At 46.6% G+C, this 19,209-nt stretch carries 19 protein-coding genes; 2 read left to right on the top strand and 17 right to left on the bottom strand.

The window, feature by feature from the left end:
* Window positions 1-56 precede the first annotated feature (56 nt).
* The 5 genes from BTR1S_RS16750 to BTR1S_RS16730 form a co-directional block, all read right to left on the bottom strand.
* Window positions 57-3,266 carry a bifunctional cytochrome P450/NADPH--P450 reductase gene (locus BTR1S_RS16750; protein WP_006637765.1) on the bottom strand — a complete coding sequence of 1,070 codons (3,210 nt, stop codon included), beginning with the start codon at window positions 3,264-3,266 and terminating at the stop codon, window positions 57-59.
* Between the two features lie 34 nt (window positions 3,267-3,300).
* Window positions 3,301-3,873, bottom strand: coding sequence for a TetR/AcrR family transcriptional regulator (locus BTR1S_RS16745; protein ID WP_029419272.1), 573 nt, complete (start codon window positions 3,871-3,873; stop codon window positions 3,301-3,303).
* 229 nt (window positions 3,874-4,102) lie between these two features.
* Window positions 4,103-4,315 carry a hypothetical protein gene (locus BTR1S_RS16740; protein WP_155910169.1) on the bottom strand — a complete coding sequence of 71 codons (213 nt, stop codon included), beginning with the start codon at window positions 4,313-4,315 and terminating at the stop codon, window positions 4,103-4,105.
* 132 nt (window positions 4,316-4,447) lie between these two features.
* Window positions 4,448-7,591: a S8 family peptidase gene (locus BTR1S_RS16735; protein ID WP_006637768.1), complete on the bottom strand. Its 3,144-nt coding sequence runs from the start codon at window positions 7,589-7,591 to the stop codon at window positions 4,448-4,450.
* A 174-nt stretch (window positions 7,592-7,765) separates the two neighbouring features.
* A complete protein-coding gene (locus BTR1S_RS16730; protein ID WP_029419270.1) occupies window positions 7,766-8,368 on the bottom strand; it encodes a class I SAM-dependent methyltransferase in 603 nt (200 codons plus the stop codon).
* A 305-nt stretch (window positions 8,369-8,673) separates the two neighbouring features.
* On the opposite strand from BTR1S_RS16730, the gene BTR1S_RS16725 reads away from it, so the two are divergent.
* Window positions 8,674-8,829 (top strand): YjcZ family sporulation protein, encoded by a 156-nt coding sequence (locus tag BTR1S_RS16725; protein WP_006637770.1) that lies wholly within the window; start codon window positions 8,674-8,676, stop codon window positions 8,827-8,829.
* 114 nt (window positions 8,830-8,943) lie between these two features.
* Here the strand turns inward: BTR1S_RS16725 and BTR1S_RS22595 are convergent, their stop codons facing one another.
* From BTR1S_RS22595 to BTR1S_RS16695, 7 genes are all read right to left on the bottom strand, one after another.
* A complete protein-coding gene (locus BTR1S_RS22595; protein WP_236835522.1) occupies window positions 8,944-9,093 on the bottom strand; it encodes a hypothetical protein in 150 nt (49 codons plus the stop codon).
* 173 nt (window positions 9,094-9,266) lie between these two features.
* Window positions 9,267-9,416 carry a YrzI family small protein gene (locus BTR1S_RS22130; RefSeq protein WP_006637772.1) on the bottom strand — a complete coding sequence of 50 codons (150 nt, stop codon included), beginning with the start codon at window positions 9,414-9,416 and terminating at the stop codon, window positions 9,267-9,269.
* Between the two features lie 397 nt (window positions 9,417-9,813).
* On the bottom strand, window positions 9,814-10,047 hold the full coding sequence (locus BTR1S_RS16715) for a YrhC family protein (RefSeq protein WP_006637774.1): 234 nt from the start codon (window positions 10,045-10,047) through the stop codon (window positions 9,814-9,816).
* An 85-nt stretch (window positions 10,048-10,132) separates the two neighbouring features.
* Entirely contained in the window at window positions 10,133-11,275 is a 1,143-nt protein-coding gene (locus BTR1S_RS16710) for a bifunctional cystathionine gamma-lyase/homocysteine desulfhydrase (protein ID WP_006637775.1), read from the bottom strand.
* A 1-nt stretch (window position 11,276) separates the two neighbouring features.
* Entirely contained in the window at window positions 11,277-12,200 is a 924-nt protein-coding gene (locus tag BTR1S_RS16705; protein ID WP_029419269.1) for a PLP-dependent cysteine synthase family protein, read from the bottom strand.
* Between the two features lie 52 nt (window positions 12,201-12,252).
* Window positions 12,253-12,948, bottom strand: a complete 696-nt coding sequence (gene mtnN, locus BTR1S_RS16700; protein ID WP_006637777.1) for a 5'-methylthioadenosine/S-adenosylhomocysteine nucleosidase — start codon at window positions 12,946-12,948, stop codon at window positions 12,253-12,255.
* Between the two features lie 20 nt (window positions 12,949-12,968).
* Window positions 12,969-13,610: a class I SAM-dependent DNA methyltransferase gene (locus BTR1S_RS16695; protein WP_006637778.1), complete on the bottom strand. Its 642-nt coding sequence runs from the start codon at window positions 13,608-13,610 to the stop codon at window positions 12,969-12,971.
* Window positions 13,611-13,796: 186 nt separating this feature from the next.
* On the opposite strand from BTR1S_RS16695, the gene BTR1S_RS16690 reads away from it, so the two are divergent.
* Window positions 13,797-13,994, top strand: coding sequence for a DUF2536 family protein (locus BTR1S_RS16690; RefSeq protein WP_006637779.1), 198 nt, complete (start codon window positions 13,797-13,799; stop codon window positions 13,992-13,994).
* A gap of 37 nt (window positions 13,995-14,031) precedes the next feature.
* On the opposite strand, the gene BTR1S_RS16685 is transcribed toward BTR1S_RS16690, so the two are convergent.
* The 5 genes from BTR1S_RS16685 to BTR1S_RS16665 form a co-directional block, all read right to left on the bottom strand.
* On the bottom strand, window positions 14,032-14,706 hold the full coding sequence (locus BTR1S_RS16685) for a YrrS family protein (RefSeq protein WP_006637780.1): 675 nt from the start codon (window positions 14,704-14,706) through the stop codon (window positions 14,032-14,034).
* A gap of 63 nt (window positions 14,707-14,769) precedes the next feature.
* Window positions 14,770-16,524 carry a peptidoglycan D,D-transpeptidase FtsI family protein gene (locus tag BTR1S_RS16680; protein WP_029419268.1) on the bottom strand — a complete coding sequence of 585 codons (1,755 nt, stop codon included), beginning with the start codon at window positions 16,522-16,524 and terminating at the stop codon, window positions 14,770-14,772.
* Window positions 16,525-16,579: 55 nt separating this feature from the next.
* Window positions 16,580-17,056, bottom strand: coding sequence for a transcription elongation factor GreA (gene greA, locus BTR1S_RS16675; protein WP_006637782.1), 477 nt, complete (start codon window positions 17,054-17,056; stop codon window positions 16,580-16,582).
* Window positions 17,057-17,294: 238 nt separating this feature from the next.
* The gene (udk, locus tag BTR1S_RS16670) at window positions 17,295-17,930 is read right to left on the bottom strand and encodes a uridine kinase (protein WP_006637783.1); all 636 of its coding nucleotides are present in this window, start codon (window positions 17,928-17,930) and stop codon (window positions 17,295-17,297) included.
* 4 nt (window positions 17,931-17,934) lie between these two features.
* A complete protein-coding gene (locus BTR1S_RS16665; protein WP_029419267.1) occupies window positions 17,935-19,203 on the bottom strand; it encodes a peptidase U32 family protein in 1,269 nt (422 codons plus the stop codon).
* Window positions 19,204-19,209: the final 6 nt, after the last annotated feature.

The following is a 19,209-nucleotide window of genomic DNA, read 5'->3' as shown; positions in this document are numbered from 1 at the left end:
GGGGGTTTGTCGACACGCTGAAAGAGACAACCTAAACGGGTTGTCTCTTTTTGCGTTTACGCCTGGAACGATAAAGATGCCTCGGCAGAAACGGCGGCAGTCCAGACGTCTTTTGCATAGCGTCCTTCTGCTTGCAGATTGGAGAGCCAGTTTTGCGCCTCTCCTCTGCTTGCCCGATATACGTTTTCATATGCCTCGCACAGAGTACGCTCGACGTCCGGAGCCATTCGCGCGCCGTCTCCGCAAATATATAAGCGGGCACCTTTATCCAGGAGATGAATCAGCATTTCTGCGTCTTCCTTCATCAGATCCTGAACATATGTTTTCGGCCGGCCTTCCAGCCGCGAAAATGCAGTGTGCAGCTGTACGATCCCATCCCGCTCTGCTTTTTCTAATTCATCGCGATATAGATAATCCTCTTCCGGATGACGGCAGCCAAAATACAAATGGGCTTCGCCAAGCGTTGCCCCAGCTTCTTTTTGGACGCGGCGCGCCTGCAGAAAGCCGCGGTATGGTGCGACTCCCGTTCCTGGTCCGACCATGATGACCGGTGTTTCTGGATCATCCGGCAGTCTGAAGCCTGAAGAAGGCTTGCGGATAAAACAAGAAAGGCTGTCCCCCGGGTTGAGCTCCGCCAGATAATTTGATGCCACCCCGCGGTATTGGCCCCGTCCGCTCAGCGCCGGACCGCTCACAACCGCTACTGTGATGCTCGTCTTTTGTCCGTTTTGCCGAGGCGAGCATGAAATGGAATAGTATCTCGGCTTCAATGCAGGCAGGAGCGCCAAAAATCGGGCAAACGGCAGCTCACAGGCCGGATATTGCTCAAGCAGGTCAAGCATTGTCAAACGTTTCTGCAAAACCTGTGCTTTATAGGCCTCATCTTCCAACAGTTCTTCAAGCTCCCGCTTATGAGGCGGACACACCGTGTGGGCGGCCAGTTCACGAAGCTGGGTTCTCGTAGCCGGTTCCTGCAGTTCAACGCTGTTTTGGAACAGAGCTCTGAGATTGACCGGACGATCTAATGGCAAATGGGCGGCAGGGCGTTCTCCGCTGATCAGCACGTGTTCATTTCCGCTCAGGCCAAACCGCTTGAAAACCCGGCCGATCAGCGCCCTGCTGTTTTGCGGAAGCACACCGAGATGATCTCCTTCTGTATATGCAGCTCCTTCCGGTAAAGAGATGTCAATATGCCGTGTGCTTCTTCCGCTGTTTCCTCTCTGAAGTTCACGGTTGTCTAAGACATGCGCCGTAAACGCCTCATACGTTTTGACAAGGGGCGAGGCGGCCGGTGCGCTGATAAATTCGACGGAAAGCGCTTGTCTGTCAGCTTCCTGCTGCCGCTGCTCATCTAGAGAAAATGCTTTTCTTAAATTGGGCCACAGACCGTTTTGCCAAGCCTCAAAACTGCCTTCAAAATCATCGTTGGCGTCTCCTTCTCCAAGCTTGTGGAGCCTGCTGGCGCCTTTTTTCTCCAATGCGCTGTCAATCAGACGGGGAATCCGCTGGTAGGTGCTGGCCCAGCTGCTGTTCCCGCAGCCAAATACGGCATATTTGACGCCGTTTAAGTCTTTTTCATGATCCTGTTCAAGCCAATCGACGAATTCCTTTGCACGATCGGGCGGATGTCCGTTGTAAGAGGCGGTTACGATCAGCACCGCCCCTTCCTTCGGAATGCTGCCCTTATATTGATCAAGCTCGGCCGTTCTGGTTTGATAGCCTTGCAAAAGCGCTTCGTCTGCCAGCTGTCTTGCTGCATCTTCGGCTGTTCCCAGGTTCGAGCCGTATAGGACGAGCAGCGGAGTGCCGTGCCCATGCTCGGCGGCTTGCTGTGAATGGCCATCCTTTACGGCAGCGGTTTGTTTTTCTTGATGACCGGCCGCCATCATCGGCATGCTCTCTTTTCTCGGCCTTACCCGCATCGTAAAGTTTTCCGGTTTTATCGTAAGCGATTCTTTTATTTTCAGTTGATAATTCGTATGGTCTTCAAGTTCAAAATACTGAAGGATCATCCCGAGAACCATTGTCGCTTCATGAAGCGCGAACTGCATGCCGATGCAGGCGCGCTGGCCGTTTCCGAACGGTTTGTACGCGTTTTGCGGAATGCCGTCCATTTGTTCAAACCGCTCAGGCCGGAATGATTCAGCGTCATCTCCCCAGACGCTTCGATCCCTGTGCAGTTTTGGGATCAGAACTGATACGCTTTGCCCTTTTGGAATCAGGTATTTGCCGCCGATCACCGTTTCTTCCTTCGCATACAAGGAAAAAGAAGGTGCCGTCGGCCAAAGCCTCAGCGATTCGTTCAAAATCATCCGGATATATTTGAGCTGCTGAACCTGTTGATATGAAGGCACGGGATCTGTGAGCACCCGGTCAGCTTCTTCATAAGCCTTTTTAAGCACCCGGGGATGCTTAAGGAGAAAATAAAGGGCGAATGATAGTAAACCGCTCGTCGTCTCGTGCCCCGCGATCAAAAACGTGATGATCTGATAGCGGATGTTTTTATCATCGAGTTTTTCGCCGGTTTCAGGGTCCTTCGCATGAAGCATGAGGGACAGCAGATCGTTTCCGTTCCCGCCGCCGGTTTGTTTGCGTTCGGCGATGATCCTGTCGACAAGTGAAAACATCGATTCAACGTCATGGTTAAACTGCCGCCTTGTTTTGATCATCAGCCTATCTTGCAGCTCGAAGCGCTTCGTCTGTCTCATCGCTTCATTCAAACCGCGAACCATGCTCTCGATGAACGGATGCTGCCCATCCCGGTAAAAACTGTTAAAACGGTAGTTGAAGCCGCATAAGCCGATGGTATCCAAAGTGAGACGCGTCATATCATCCGGAACATCGATGCTTTCATTCTGATTAAGGCGGAGCCATTTTTGAATAAGCTGAACCGCAATATCCTGCATCATCGAGTGGTAGCCTTTCATCGCCTTTTGGCTGAAGCTCGGCAGAAGAATGTTGTGGGCTTTCCGCCAGTTGGGTTCATGCGTCCAGCTTGTGAACAGTCCGTCTCCGCTAAAATCGCGAACCTTCAAAAGCCCTTTCCCCATGTTTTTATCAAACCGGGATTCATCACAGACCTCTGACACCAGTTCATGGCTTGAAACAAAAACACCGATCGTCTCTGCAAACTTAAATTGAAAAATAGGTCCGAATTCATCCGCGATTTTCCAGAGCGATTGAGACACCTTGGTTTTATCAAGCAATGGAAGATTGCCGAGAGGGCCGAATGTTTTCGGGATTGGAATCGAGTTTAGCTTGTTCATCAAAATCATCCTTTCTATTGATCGAAGATCGGCATCAATTGTGGCGTTTAACGGCATGCCAAGAGCGTTCTCCAATTTCTTCCATCAAGCCGGAAGGGTCTTCAATTTCTTTGGCTTTGACCAGTTTTTGAATATGAACGAATGCTCCAAAAACAATCGCTGTCAAGATGTGTGACGGCAACGGGTGAATCATGTTTGCCTCCTTGCCTTTTTCAAAAAATAAATAGACAAAATCTAAAAGTTCATTCAGGACTTCCCGGCTCGTTTCCGTCAAATAGTGTGAAGTTTTGTTAATTTCCAGGAAGTAAAGCGCATGGATATTCTCCTGCGAAAACTCGTAAAGACAGCGGAAAATATGGTGAAATTGGCTGCGAACACTCTGATGCCAGGGGTAGCCTTTCTTTACCTTTTCTGTAAAACGCCTCACACTGTCCTGAAACAGTACATTGACAAGAGCCTCTTTGCTGTCAAAGTAGCGGTAAATGGTGCCTGCCCCGACGTTTGCTTTTTTTGCAATCATCGGAATGGTTGTGGCATCAAAGCCGCGGTCTGCAAAAAGGACGAGTGAAGCTTCAATGATTTTGTTATACTTGCTTTCCTGCTCCATTTATTTCGACCTCCGAAAGGTAGGAATGAACATTCATTCCGCAAACGTCTATGCCATTCAATTTTGACAGATGCTCTCAAAATTCCTTTTTTAATATAAATTTTTTTGAATAAAAAACAAAATGGGGAAAAACTGCCCATGTCGGTTCACAGTCCAAAATACACAAAAATCGCCTATCTGCTTAACGATTCAATGATCCTCATTTGATAGTATTCTTATATATTATTTTTTATGACTCAGGGTTGCTTGCCCAAACGGCGGCCATCAGCGGACGTCCGAGTTTTTCAAACCCTGACACATTTTGCTGTATAGCTCTGCCGAGAGATGCCTGTGAGATGTTCGATATATGCGGCCCCGCCCTTACAGCGACAGTGCGAAGATTCCATCCTTTTCGGCTTGATGCCACGATGCCTTCTGTGTATACTTTCGTTTTTTTTTGCATGTCGCCTTTCTGCAAAGTCCGCACGAATGGCATGCGTTTTATATTTCCGGAAAACAGACAATAACAGCACCATAACCGGCGCAAAAGCAGCAAAAAAAGAGCTGATTGAACATCAGCTCCCGGTCCATCAAACTATTTTGCCTTTTTCACGGTTGTTTTTCTCTCTTTGCTCATATTTCCTGCCTGGTCTTTCGCTGTGACTGATAATACGGTATTTGCCTTTTGCTTTTTTATTTTAATGGAGAAATCGCCTTTTTTATTCGCTTTGCCGGTGCCGATGGTTTTCTTGCCGGCTTTGACGATGATATTGGCATTCGCTTCAGCTTTACCTTTTACGGCCGTACTATTGCTTGACACGGTATACACTTTCGGTGCGGAAGGCGGGGTTTTGTCTATAACGGTTATTTTCGCCGTTTTGCTGGTGTTGCCCGCTTTGTCTTTTGCGGTCACACTGATGGTCGTTCCCGCTTTTTGCTTGGCGATCTTGAGACGGTATTCCCCTTTGCCGTTCGCTTTGGCCGAGCCGATCGTTTTTCCTTTTACCTTTGCCGTGACCTGTGCGCCCGCTTCGGTTTTGCCCTTGATTTCTTTGCTATTATCAGAGACCGGATTGATTTTAGGCGCATGCGGCGGAATCACGTCGGCGACCGTGATTTTGACTTCACTGCTTTCCCTGTAGGCATCCGCTGATGCGGTGGCATACAAAATCGTGTATTCTTTTTGTTTGGCGATTTTGGCTTTGAATGCTCCTGAAGCATCCGCTTTCGCTGATCCGATGATGTTTTTTGACTTATTTTTTATGTTGACTGTATAGCCTGCCGGCGCTGTCCCCTTCACATAGACATCCTTGTTGGTGACGCGCTTGACAGACGGTTTTTTCGGCCCTTTTTCCACGACGGCCCGAAGCGATGCCTCAGCTTGATGGCCTGTTGCAACGACATGGAGAACATGGTTCGCTGCCTGAGCCGGGATTTTTACCGAAAAGGCTCCTGATTTGCCCGCCGTTCCCGTTCCCAGCACTTTGCTTCCGCTGATCACTTTAACCGTTGATCCGCTTTTCGCGGTACCTTTGACAGCTCGATCATGGTCTAAAATCGGATTGACCTTCAATTTCAGCTCTAAAACACTTACCGCATGGTACGCATTCAATCTTCCCCATCCCGAGACAAAGTCATATCCTGGTGCCGGAGGCTCAGGCTCCATTCCATCGTCAAAATCAGAGCCCGGATTGTCCTGTTCCTCAAATGAGACATCAGCAGCCGTCTCCGTCAGCAGCTTTTCCACTTCCTTTGGTTTTAAAGACGGTTTTTCTGACAAAAGAAGTCCCGCAACGGCGGCAACGTGCGGCGCAGCCATTGATGTACCGCTCATATACGTCACATTTCCATCAGGAACAAGGCTTGGAATATCGGTTCCTGGTGCTACCATATCGAGTCCTTTTCCATAGTTGGAGTAGTCGGAGACAAGGTCAATCTGATTGGTCGCACCTACGGATAAAGCGTATTTTGAAGACGCCGGATATGATATTTCTGAAAGGCCGTCATTCCCGCTTGCAGCAACGACCGTCACATTCTTGTCCGCGGCATATTTCAGGGCGTATTCGATCACCCGGCTGTACGGTCCTCCAAGACTCAGATTGATCACTTTGGCTCCGTGGTCAACGGCATATATGATCCCGTATGCGATCTGCTCTGTGTCTCCGCCGCCTGAAGAATCCAGCACTTTCACCGGGAGAATTTTTGCGTGTGCATTGATGCCTGCCATTGAGTAGTGATTATCAGCCGCCGCTGCGATGATGCCTGACACATGTGTGCCGTGTCCGTTATCATCGATCGCATTTGTGTTGCGGCCGATGTAGTTGTAGCCTTCCTCATGTTTGACAACTCCGTTTAAGTCTGCAAGCGTATGATCGACACCGGTATCGACAACCGCTATGACCGTTTCGTTTAACGTTTTTCCATTCAGCAGTTTTTGAAGTTTTTCAAATTGGATGTCGGCGTTTGCGGCCCGGTCTTTGCCATTGTTTTTCAGCGACCATTGATAGGAGTACTGGCTATCGGCCGATAGTGCCCGATATTGGCGGACCTGTTCGACGAACTCCACCTCAGGAAGTCTGGACAGCTTGTCGGCAGCTGCTTTATATTTCTTTGCGGCGGCCTTGTATCCGTCTGAATCATGCCGGTCCAGTTCCAGCACATACATGTTTTCCAAAGCTGCTTTGCTTTTTTTGATGGAGTCGACGGATTCCGCGCCAAATGCCTTAGCTTTAGCTGCAAAGGAACTCAGTTTTTTGCCGTCTTTTAATTTCACAATATAGCGGTTTTCAGGTGCCGCTGATATGTTTGAATCTGTCAAACCGGCTTTTGCGAAAAGCGCTGATACTTTGCTGCCGGCTGTGTTTGCAATATCGATTTCTTCAGCTGTTTCATCAAGCTGTTTTTTTAAAGATTCGGGTACCGTTTCGCGTGCTGCCGAGTAAAGGCTGGTGATTGCTTTTTGATCTTCTTTTGTGATCGTGTATGTGCTTGACGATCCGTTTTTGGCGACATCGCCAAACAGTTTTTTCAACTGCACTAGATCGCGGTATACACCATTGCGCAGCGATTTGTCGAAGATCATTTTCGCACTTATGAAAGGAGCGGCTTTATAGTATAGAGAAGAGAGAGATTTCCCTTTTTCCGTTTTCGAGAGGACACCATCTCTAATCGTTCTTAAATCTTGCAGAATGCTTTTTCCGTTTTCCCTTTCGGAAACGCTTAATTCCGCAGGGCAATCCTCTTCAGCCTGCTGATCTGATGGCGGAAGGGTGACGCCTTCATAGCTGATGGTGTAAGAAACATCTGTATTTGACGTATTGTCGGTTTCCTCGTCATTGTGATTTTCCACTTTTACGTAGTAAGGTCCTTTCCAGGCAACCGGAAAATCAATGATTCCAGGATTTTTTTCGTATGAAAAGCCGTTGTACCGATCAAAAGTATGTCCCTCGGTTGCATTTTCCAAACTGGAGTAAATTGAAATATTCAATTCTTGATCTGATTGAAGCTTGAACCGAAAATGCGTAAAATCCGCAACATCTTTTTCAGAAGGTTCAACTTTATACCAGTGTGCTTCCTCATTGTTTTTAAATGCTGCTTTTACAGGGCTTGCGATCGTCAGCGCCGTCTCATCAACGGGTGCGTCAGCCGCAGCACCGGCTTTCACAATAGGAAGCTGGCCAAAAATCAAGGCGAACATGAGAATGAAAATAATAGAACCGCTAATTTTCCTTTTTTTCATAAAATACCTCCGCCAAATATAGTAAAAACGTTTACTTCGCTATTAAACCATGTTTATCAGTTGATTGGAATACTTTTCTTCTAAAAACAAAAATATGATATTTAAGCATCAACTTCATGATTTTTGCAATAGAAAAACCCTCTTATTTTGAGAGGGTTTTGTCATGGATCGTTCTCATTTCACTGCCGTAATGCAGCAATAATTTTTGTACATATGTACATTGATTTCCCGAAAGCGATTTTTTTCAAGCAGATCCCTGATCTGTTCTTCTGTATATAAAGTAAAATCTTTCGTTTTTTTTGATAATTTTATTTGTTCTTTGAGATGGACGGAAAGATATAATGTTCCGTCAATTTGCAAAACGCGGTAAATTTCTTTTAACGCCTGTCGGGCGTCCGTCCAAAAATAAACCGTATGCACGGAAAAAACCTTATGAAACGAGCGGTCGGCAAACGGTATGTTTTCGGCGCGGCCGTACTTAATCTCCGCTTTTCCTTCTTCTCTTAAACGCTCAGTCCGGCGCAGACTTTGTTTTATCATGCTTTTGGATGAATCAATTCCGCAAGCCCTTCCGCTTTCCAGCTTTTCCGCTATCCGGCTGAGAGCCGCTCCGCCGCCCGTTCCGATTTCAAGGATACGGTCATACGGCTGGATGTCCAATAACTGAATCGTCCATTCGTTTATATCATGATTTCCGGTTTCCATATAAGAAGCAACCCATTTTGATAAAATGCCTCTCGGACTCCGCAATTGTTTTCCAAGCCATTGTTCAAACACGTCAAAACACCTGCTTTAGTTCTTATTAGCCCGATTTTGATTTATGCAGTCAAGGACAAAACCGGAGGCAAAAACGGGCCCTTCTCCAATCATATCGGCCGTTAAACCGGGGATTAAAAGGAAATCGAAAAAATAAACCGGCTAAAAGGCCCGTGCCATAACTAGACGGCCTTTGCTATGAAAATGTTTCGCCTTAAAAAAAGAGTGGACAGGAGCCGCTTTTTGCTATGTGGTTGATTCGCCCTTTCCATTATCGTATAAGCGCATAGAATGTAGGGAACTTTCGTGAAAAGGTGGTGCTATTTATGGGCTTTGGCTATGGCGGTTTCGGCCGCTGGGGAGGCTGCTGCGGATATGGCTACGGCGGCGGCTACGGCGGTTTCGGTTATGGCGGCGGCTTCGCGCTTGTCGTGGTTCTTTTCATTCTTTTGATTATCATCGGCGCTAGCTACGTCTACTAACACAGCAGGAGGAGGAGTGTTCAGCCCTCCTCTTTTTATCTAGCCTCTAACATCCCGTTTTTAGAAGAACCATCCTATGAAAAGAAGCAGAAAACAATTGTTTTCTGCTTCTCTCTAATAATACCAGTATGGCGGCCAATAGCCGATTTGGCGCGCCTGAACCATTCTTTGGCGGCGGTACGGATTGCCGTAGCCATGCTTAAAGGAATGGGGCATTGAAGTATACCCGTGGCCGATAAAAGGCATTCTGCCATCTTTCTGCATATTCATCACCTGCACTTCTTGATTGCATTTGATTTATCGTATGCAGACAATCGCCGATTGGGACCTGTTAAGACCGGCTAAACCTGGTCCTTCTCCAGTGTGTAATGCGCCAATAATTCCTTTCTGTACATCATCATGATCATCTCCTCCTTTAATGTGTAATTTGGCCGGGGTTAACGCTGGCTGTTCATATAAAGATATTGTAGCTGGCGATCCCTCATTTCATTGTACAGCTGTTCGATCTCGTATTCTCGTTCGTATTCTTCCGGACTTTTAAATCGTTTTTGAATGGTCAATGTTAAGAAGAATAAATTAATTGTCATACCGCTCACCTCCTTTCAAGTTCGCTTTTACAAAAATAGCCCGCAGATTATTTGACAAACCTGCGGGCGCAAACAAAAACCGCCAGATAAAAACGTGTGTGTCTTTATCTTGCGGGAGGAGCAGCGTATTGTTTTCACTTCCCAACGTTTTCAGAGTGCTGTCAAAGCATCGGTTAAGGAAGGGCACAATGTCTCCCACAGGTTGAATGAATCATGATATTCACAGAGTCTAGTGTATGTAGCGATTGCATTTTTCATGTTCATCAACCTCCTTTGCTTTTTGTTTACTTTGTAAGTATATCCATCAAATTCCTGATTGTAAACCGCTTTTTCAAAAAATGGACACTTTTTTTCGTCTCATAAAAAAAACAGAGAACCGCTGATCCCGGTCCTCTGTTTATGATTCTTCCATTTCATCCAATTGTTTTTTATATTTGAGCGAGCGCTTCACACAAAAGAAGGCTGCCGCTAAAAACCCGCATGTCGCGAGCATCATCATCGTTTTTTGATCCATCCCAAGCCCTTCGTTAGGGATGACGGTGCCAATATATAAAAATGCGCTGACACTGAGAAGTGTAAAAGCGAATTGTTTATAGTCTTCCATCAAAGATTTAACCTTTTTCTTGCGCATGTCATGATCACCTGCCAGATTCATAATGGATATGAATTAGAATAACATAGTTTGACAGTTGACCAGACATGTAAATTCAGCCAATTTATGCGAGCGAATCAAGCGCTTCTTTTAAATCTTCCAATAGATCATCAATATCTTCGATGCCGACAGAAATGCGGATCAACCCATCTGTGATGCCGAGCTGAAGCCTGCGGTCGCGCGGAATCGATGCGTGGGTCATCCGCGCCGGCACCGAAATCAGGCTTTCAACGGCACCCAGACTTTCAGCGATGGTAAACAGCTTCAGTCTTCCCAGCACAAGGTCAACATTTTCTTCCTTGCCGATATCGAAGGAAATCATCCCGCCGAATCCCGTGCTTTGCTGTTTGGCGAGCTCATGGCCGGGATGGGATGGAGAGCCTGGATAATACACTTTTTCTACGGCATGATGGCCTTCCAAAAACGCGGCGATTTTGCGGGCGTTTTGTTCATGCGCTTCCATTCTCAGGCCGAGCGTTTTCATGCCTCTCATCAATAGCCAGGAGTCTTGCGGACCAAGGATGCCGCCTGTGGAATTTTGAATAAAGTGAAGCTCTTCCCCAAGCTCTTTCGTAGCGGTGACCACAAGTCCGCCGACGACATCACTGTGCCCTCCCAAATACTTCGTCGCACTGTGAAGCACGATGTCGGCTCCAAAGGAAAGCGGATTCTGGAAATACGGTGTATAGAACGTATTATCGACGATCAGCAAGAGACCGTGCTTTTTCGCCGTTTCAGAGACTTTTTTCAGATCGGTGATTTTCAAAAGCGGATTTGTCGGGGTTTCAACATAAATCGCTTTCGTGTTCGGCTTTATCGCTTTTTCGATGTCTCCGATGCTGCTCGTATCGCTGAAGGTCGCTTCAATGCCGATGCGGTTCATCACCTTGGTCATCACCCGGTATGTGCCGCCATAGACATCATCAGTCAAAATGATATGGTCGCCGCTGTTAAACAGCATCATAACCGCCGTGACAGCGGCCATTCCGGAGCCGAAGGCATAGCCTGCCGCTCCTCCTTCAAGATCAGCGATCAAAGATTCAAGGGCTGTCCTCGTCGGATTCCCTGTTCGTGAATATTCATATCCAGTATGCTGTCCGGCCCGCGGCTGTTTATAGGTGCTGACCTGGTAAATCGGAACGGAAACCGCGCCTGTTTGTTCATCTCCTGTAATACCGCCGTGAATCATCTTCGTTTTTTGCTTCATTTTATATTCCCCCTTCATATATTTTCTTGCTTAAATAGCGATCGCTGCCATCCGGGAAAACGGTCACAATGTTTGTTCCTTCCTTAGCTTTTTCAGCTTCTTTCAATGCCGCGAATAAAGCGGCGCCTGATGAGCTTCCGATCAGCAGTCCTTCCTTTTCAGCGGCCTCCTTTACGAGCCGGAACGCATCATCATCGGAAACGGTATAAATCTCATCAAAATGGCTTTGATCCATATATTCGGGAATAAACTCCATCCCGATGCCTTCGGTTTTGTGGGCGTGGACCTCTCCACCGTTTAATATGGAGCCTTCCGGTTCGACAATGACCGTTTTAATCGCCGGATTTCTTTCTTTCAAAAACCGGGCGGTTCCTGCAAATGTGCCGCCTGATCCGGCCCCTGCGACAAACACGTCTACCTGTCCGTCAAGGTCATTCCAAATTTCCGGACCGAGCGTTTTATAGTAAGTCAATGGATTTACTTGGTTTTTAAACTGCAAAACGCAATAAGAATCGGGCGTCTCCTTCTCCAGTTCAAGCGCCTTTTCAATCGCGCCTTTCATCCCAGCGCTTCTCGGCGTATTGACAATTGTTGCTCCCAAGGCTTTCATGATGGCCTGCTTTTCCATGCTGAAATGCTCCGGCACGCAAAAAACAGGAGTGATGCCGTGCTTTCTGGCAGCCAGCGCCAAGCCGATGCCGGTATTGCCTGCCGTCGCTTCGATCACCGTGCCCCCGGGTGTAAGCTTTCCCGAACTGAGCGCTTCGTCAATCAGCATCTCTCCCAACCGGTCTTTAATGCTTCCGCCCGGATTCATCATTTCGAGCTTTGCATATATGTTGACGCCTTTTGGCTGCTGGATATTCAGCAGCTGCAAAAGAGGCGTTTCTCCGATTAACTGTGTGATATCAGTCACCACATTCATGTTTCCTTCCTCCTTTAAGAGGTGCAAAACAGAGAGGGCGCGCCCCCCTGTTTTATTTGATTTGTTTGATCATGCGGAGCACAAGCTCTGTCGAATGTTTCGCAGCCTGCTCCAAAAATTTGTCAAATGATATCTCTGATTCTTTTCCGGCAATATCAGAAAGCGCTCTGATGACAACGAAAGGAATATCAAACTGATGGCAGACCTGGGCGACGGCAGCCGCTTCCATTTCAACGGCGCAGAGGTCTTTAAACTTGCCGCGAATGAAGGCCACACGTTCAGGATCGCTCATAAAGGAATCCCCGGTCGCTATTGTTCCTTTGACAACTTGAAAAGTCCCGAGATCAGACGCTTCCGCTTCCGCCGTCTTTACCAATTTGTCATCAGCGCGAAAAGCGGCTGGCAGATTTGGAACCTGTCCATACTCATACTCGAAGGCCGTCACGTCGACATCATGGTGGCGGACTTCAGTGGAAATGACGATGTCCCCCACATTAAGCGAGTGATGGAAGCCTCCGGCTGAACCGGTGTTAATGACAACATCGGGCTTAAAGCGGTCGAGCAGGATCGTCGTGCTCATGGCGGCATTGACTTTGCCGATGCCTGATTTTAAAAGCACAACCTCTTTTCCTTCATAGGTTCCGCTAGTAAATTCACAGTTTGCGATCACTTCCCGGTTTGTCTGCTCCAATTTGCTGCGCAGGATCGTGACTTCTTCTTCCATTGCTCCGATAACTGCTATCTTCATATCATAACTTCCCTTCAAATTTACAATTTTGCCGCTTCCATTACCCAGACAAAATCATTATGCTTTTGAAAGGCAACCCTGAATTGTTCTGAGGCGAAGATGGTTTCCATCTCGGAAATCGTCGGATAATGTTCCGTTTCAAGGTCCTCCGCCAATTGGCTAAAACTTCTGTTTTTTGCATTCTTAATGGCGGACATATGGGAATCGCGGTCCTTGAACACGGTATCAGCAAACACTATTTTACCATGCTCTGCAAGCATATTTCCATATCGCCTGATGGCTTCGCGCTTTTCCTCATTTGTCAAGTGATGAAAGGCGTATGAGCTGACAATCGTATCAGGAGAAAATGGCGGAGATGGGAAATCGAGAAAATCCCCGTCAGCAATTTCCGCGTCTTCCGTCAGCTTGTTTGCGGCGATATCTCTCATCGCTTGTGAAGGTTCAATGCCGTATACTTGTTTTCCGGCGGCGATGAGTTTTGCGGTCAGATTGCCTGTGCCGACGCCGAATTCGATCACCTTGTTCCCGGAACGCTTCACAACATCATCCAAAATGGCGTCATAGTTCCGGAATACGTCTTTATATTGAAGGTCATGCCCGACTACTGTATCATCATAAGAATTTGCCCAGTTCTCAAATAAAGAAATGAACTCTCTTCCCATTTATCGTCACTCTCCATTTATTTTTACAATTCCTATAAGTATAGTATGATTAAAAACTTAATTAGTTCTTATCCTAACATAAGTTCTTGATTTTTGATACAAAAAAGCCCTGGTGATATTTCCCTTGTCACACGGCTGCTTCTCTGTTTTAATTAGGATTGACTTGAACGAATGGAGGATTGGTTTATGAAATTTGAGCTTGACCTCATCAACGATAAAATCGAATTTTTTGAAGCCCAGACGATAGAGGAGCTTGAAAAGAAAGTCAATCAGCAGATCGAAAACAATCAGGCTCTTCTTCTCAGGGTTCACTCCGTTTCCCATCAGACGGCGGTTATCGATGGACGGATCATGTACAGCGCTGTCGTCCTTTTTAAAGCATAAAAAAAGCGGCCGGTTTCAATCACCGCCGCTTTTTCGTTTATTTTAGCTTTTCAACCTTTGTCGGTTTCCATCCTTTTCCATCAACCCATGTGATGGCCACTTGATATTTCACACCGCTGTCCTTCGTTCGAATCGTTCCTTTTGCATCTTGAGGACTGCCGTTGTTTCCGAGCCAGATCACCGTCATGTTGTCTTTGGAAACGCCTGTTGCGTAAGAGATCGCTTCAAGCATTTCCCCCCAGTCCTGGGATGAAGAATCATATGTTGCCGTATGCTCTCCGGTTTGTTTGGTGCCGACAGGCTTCCAGTCCGGATTGATGATCGTTTTTTCAACGTTGGCGCTGGAGCCGCCTTCAGTAATTTTTGCCCCTTCGAACGGATCATCTGATTTTGACTGATCCTCGTCTGAAGCTTTTTCTTTGTCTGAATCGCTGCTTTCTTTGTCATCTGACTCTGTTTTTCCTTTATCCTTGTCCTTGATGTCCTCGTCTGATGTCTGTTTTTTGTCATTCGAAGCAGGGGCTTCCGTCGTTTGTTCGGAATCGTTTTTTGAGACATCCTGCTGCGCTTGTTCTTTCGGGCTGTTCATCATCAGACTGCTGGCAACAACAACGATTAAAACCAATACAATGCCTATTAAAATGTTAAGCACAAGATTTGCTTTCCTGCGCTTATCACGGTTTTCAAATCGAGATTCCCTTGTTTCGCTCAATTCTTTGCACTCCTTTTTCCCTCTTGCCTCGCTTCCTATTTTATCATCACGTGAGGCATTCTTCTATGTCTGGTTCTTTTCAATTTCATATACTTTTTTAACAATATCATAAAATGCAGCATTTGTCGCAGCCTTGCCTTCCGGCGTGTCCATGTGGACGACGGCGAGCGCGTATTTTGGCTTGTCCGCCGGAAAATAACCGGCAAACCATTTATGATAGAGAGTTTTGTGATCCTTTGTCGTCCTGTCTGTCTGCGCCGTCCCCGATTTTCCGGCTACATCATATGGAAGGTCGCTGAAGCGTCTGCCTGTCCCTTTTTCAGATGTCACGACTTTTCTGAGCAGTTTTTGCAGTTTCTGTGCGGTGTAATGATCAATCGTTTTCCCCGGCAGCTCCTGATCTTTAAACGAAGCCATCAATGTACCGTTTTTGTATTCGATCTCGTCTGCGATTTTGACCTGTTTTTTCTCGCCGCCCCTGGCAATGGTCGCCATCATATTCGCGATTTCCAAAGGGGTGAGCCTGACGTTTTTTTGGCCGATGGCCGTTTGCGCAACCGCTTTTTTGACTTTTTTATCTTGTTCATCCCCCCAGATTGCCCCGGATACTTCATGGTAAAACTGCTTGAAATCCCGCTGGTGGTAAAGTCGTCCTTCCCAGCCGACCCGTCCTGTTAGTCCGAGCTTTTCCGCTGTATCCTCGATGATTGAGCCGTTCTTCTTGATCAGCTGATCCGCCAGGCTCGTGAATGTGTAATTGCAGCTTTCGGCAAAGCCGTCTTCCATATTCAGCCTCCCTTTGTCATCCCCCGGCTCACCGTAAAGGTTCAAGTTGCAGTTGAACGTTTTGGACGGGTGATCAAGGCCGTTTTCTATCGCCGCAGCCGCGATCACGGTTTTAAAAACAGAGCCGGGATACATCGGGGTCAGCATATAATTCTGCCTCGTTTTTTGTGAGGCCATATTTAAATCAGGCTTGCTGGCAATTGCCAAAACGCTGCTGTTTTCGATATCAAGGAGAACTGCGCCGCCCTTTTTCAGATGATGATCGTCCAGGATTTCTTCAAGCGATTGCTGGATCGTCTTATCGATCGTTGTTTTGACTTGCAGCGGATAGAACGGATTCGCATCTGCCGTATACTTGACGTCCATTCCGAACAAAGGGTTTCCCAATCCGTCAACATGATATAAAAGTTTTGTATCTTGTTCGGGCAGCAGGAATTCATCAAATGTCCGTTCAAGGCCGAAGGTGCCGATTTTCGTGCTGATGGACAGGCCGTCTTTATGCGGGTATTTTTTCCGAAGCAGCTCCGGATCCTGATTTGTCATGCCTATCGTATGTGAAGCTAGTCTGTTTTTTTCTGTTTCTTCTATGTATACGCCGTATATTCCCGGATATTTCAGTTTATTGATTTTTTCGAGCGCCGTTTTGGAAAATAGACCTTTGTCATTTTTCGTGAGAATCACGGGTTTTTTTGCCTTATCAAGGCTATGATTAAGCTCTTCTTTTGACATATGTAAAATGGCGGCTGCTTCCTCAATCGGCCATGATTGTTTTTTCAAAAACGGAAACAGCACGATGGCCGGCTTTTGGCTGACTGACAGCGGTTTTGCGCTGCGATCCAAAAAAGATCCTCTCCCGTCAGAAATCTGAACCTCCTCCGTGCGCTGTTTCACGCTTTCCTGAATTAAGTTCACATTCCATTTGGAAAAGGATTCGGTGAAAAACAATTGAATTTCCGCCAACCTGATGAGCAGAAACAAAAGTGCAGCCGACATCAAAATTGATATCCATTTCATGCGCTTGCGTAATTTCATGATAAAAAACACCTCATCCACATTGTGGACGAGGTGTTCGTCTGCTAAACAAACTTTATGAAATTTTCACAATTTTTACAAGCATTTCTCCGCCCGGTGTCTGCACGGTGACTTCATCTCCCACCTGTTTGCCGATCAGGCTTTTGGCGATTGGAGAATCATTGGAGATTTTCCCTTCAAACGGATCGGCCTCCGCACTTCCCACGATTGTGTAGGATTCTTCCTCTCCGTCGGGAAGCTCTTTAAATGTAACTGTTTTTCCAAGAGTGACGATGTTTGAATTTTCCCCGTCATCCTCGATGATCTTTGCGTTGCGAATCATATTGTCAAGCGCTGTGATGCGCCCTTCTACAAAGGCCTGCTCTTCTTTTGCTGAATCATACTCAGAGTTTTCAGAGAGATCGCCGAAGCTTCTTGCGACTTTGATGCGCTCAACAACCTCTTTGCGTTTAACCGTTTTCAAATACTCAAGTTCTTCTTCCAGTTTTTGTTTCCCTTTTTCTGTCATAGGAAAAACTTTCTCTTGTGCCATGTTCCTTCACTCCTTCTAGTTGGTCCCTCATCACTTGTATGTGAGAGTATAGACTTGAATATACAAGAATGAGGACAACCCATGTCCCCTTCTTCTCTCCCATATTTGTAAAGTATGTTGTAAACCGGATGGAAGGCTCCGGTAAATCGTGCTTATACAGTTAAAGAAGGGCTCAAGCGAGATCCCTTCAATTTCTATACATAATATGGTCAGAGTTGTCTTTGTCTATGCTATGTTATTATAAAATCGCGTTTTGTTCAAGAATTGTTTGTATTTTTGTAACCATCAAATCAATGGCGACGCGATTTTGTCCGCCTTCCGGAATTATGATATCAGCATAGCGTTTTGTCGGCTCGACAAATTGATTGTGCATCGGTCTGACGACGGAAATGTACTGTTCGATGACAGAATCAATCGAACGTCCTCTTTCTTTAATGTCGCGAAGCATTCTTCTGATAATACGAAGATCGGCATCTGTATCGACGTACAGCTTGATGTCCATCAAATCACGGAGCCTTTCATCCTCAAGAACGAGGATTCCTTCCAAAATAATAACATCTTTTGGCTCAACATGCACGACTTCTTCTGAACGCGTATGCAGCTTGTAATCATAGATCGGCTTTTTAATCGGCCGGTATTCGAGCAATTCGTTTAAATGCTCGATCAAATAGTCATTATCAAATGCAAGCGGGTGGTCATAGTTCGTATTCAGCCTTTCTTCAAAAGGCAGATGGCTCTGGTCTTTATAATACAAATCCTGCTCAAGCATTAAAATGGAGTGGCCTTTGAACTGTTCATAAATCGATCTGGTCACGCTTGTCTTTCCAGATCCAGAGCCTCCCGCTATTCCAATGACTACCGGTTTCTTTCCCATGCCATTACTGCCCCTTTCTCATCATGTTGCTTGGATAGATCTTCTTGTCCACTTTAAATTTGACGATTTGCAGGGGATGGCGGGCTGCATCTAACACATTGCCTTTTTCGTCCCAAATCGTTTCAATCTTAGTTGTGAAATTTTCAATTTCCGGGCCGAAAAATTCGACTTCATCTCCGGTTTTAAAAAAGTTTCGCTGCTGGAGCGTAACCATTTTTGTTTCTTCATCATAATCCAGCACGAGTCCGACAAAATCGTATGTTGTCTTTTTGCCGTGCACGCCGAACATTTGCTCTTCATATCCCGGCGTTCCTTCAAAGAAAGCAGGGGCCGTGTCTCTGTTTGCGCATTTGTCAAGCTCTTTCAGCCATTCTTCCTTGATGGTAAAACCGTCGGGATCTGCGCAATAGGCATCGATCACTTTTCGGTACACGCTGACGACTGTTGCAATATAGTGGATCGATTTCATCCGCCCTTCGATTTTTAAGCTGTCGATTCCCATTTCAATCATTTGCGGAATCGATTCGATCAGCTTCAAATCCTTTGGGCTCATGGCAAACGGCGCATCGTCTTCTCCATAAAGCGGCAGCGCGTTCGCTCCGTCCGTCTGATACAAGTCATAATCCCAGCGGCATGACTGGCAGCAGCCTCCGCGGTTTGAATCCCTCGCCGTCATGTGATTGCTCAGGACGCATCGTCCGGAGTATGCGATACACATCGCACCGTGGATGAAGGTTTCGATTTCGATATCTACTTTATCTTTCATTTCCCTGATTTCAAGCGCGCTTGTTTCACGTGCAAGCACGACTCGTTCCAACCCTTCTTCCTTCCAGAATTGGACGGCTTTCCAGTTTGACAGGGACTGTTGGGTGCTGAGGTGCACCTCAAGCTTCGGAGCGACCCTCCGGCATGTTTCAATGATCAGCGGATCGGCCACGATAATGCCGGATACGCCCGCCCCTTGCAAATCTCGTAAATAGTCATCAAGGCCGTCGATATTTTCTTCGTGAGCAAAAATATTTGTTGTAACATAAATTTTCGCTCCATACCGATTTGCAAATTCGACGCCTTCAGCCATTTCTTCAATTGAAAAGTTATCTGCGTTGGAGCGGAGTCCATATTCGCGACCGCCGATAAACACAGCGTCTGCTCCGTAGTGGACGGCGATTTTCAGCTTTTCCAAATTGCCCGCCGGCGCGAGAAGTTCAGGTTTTTTCGTGATGACGCGTTTTCCATTGATGATTTTGGAAATTTTATCTTGAACTGCAGTCATGGTTAC

The sequence above is a fragment of the Bacillus sonorensis NBRC 101234 = KCTC 13918 genome, from assembly GCF_001592005.1.
In the GTDB taxonomy this organism is placed as follows: Bacteria; Bacillota; Bacilli; order Bacillales; family Bacillaceae; genus Bacillus; species Bacillus sonorensis.
This window is presented reverse-complemented; position numbering and strand designations above follow the sequence as displayed.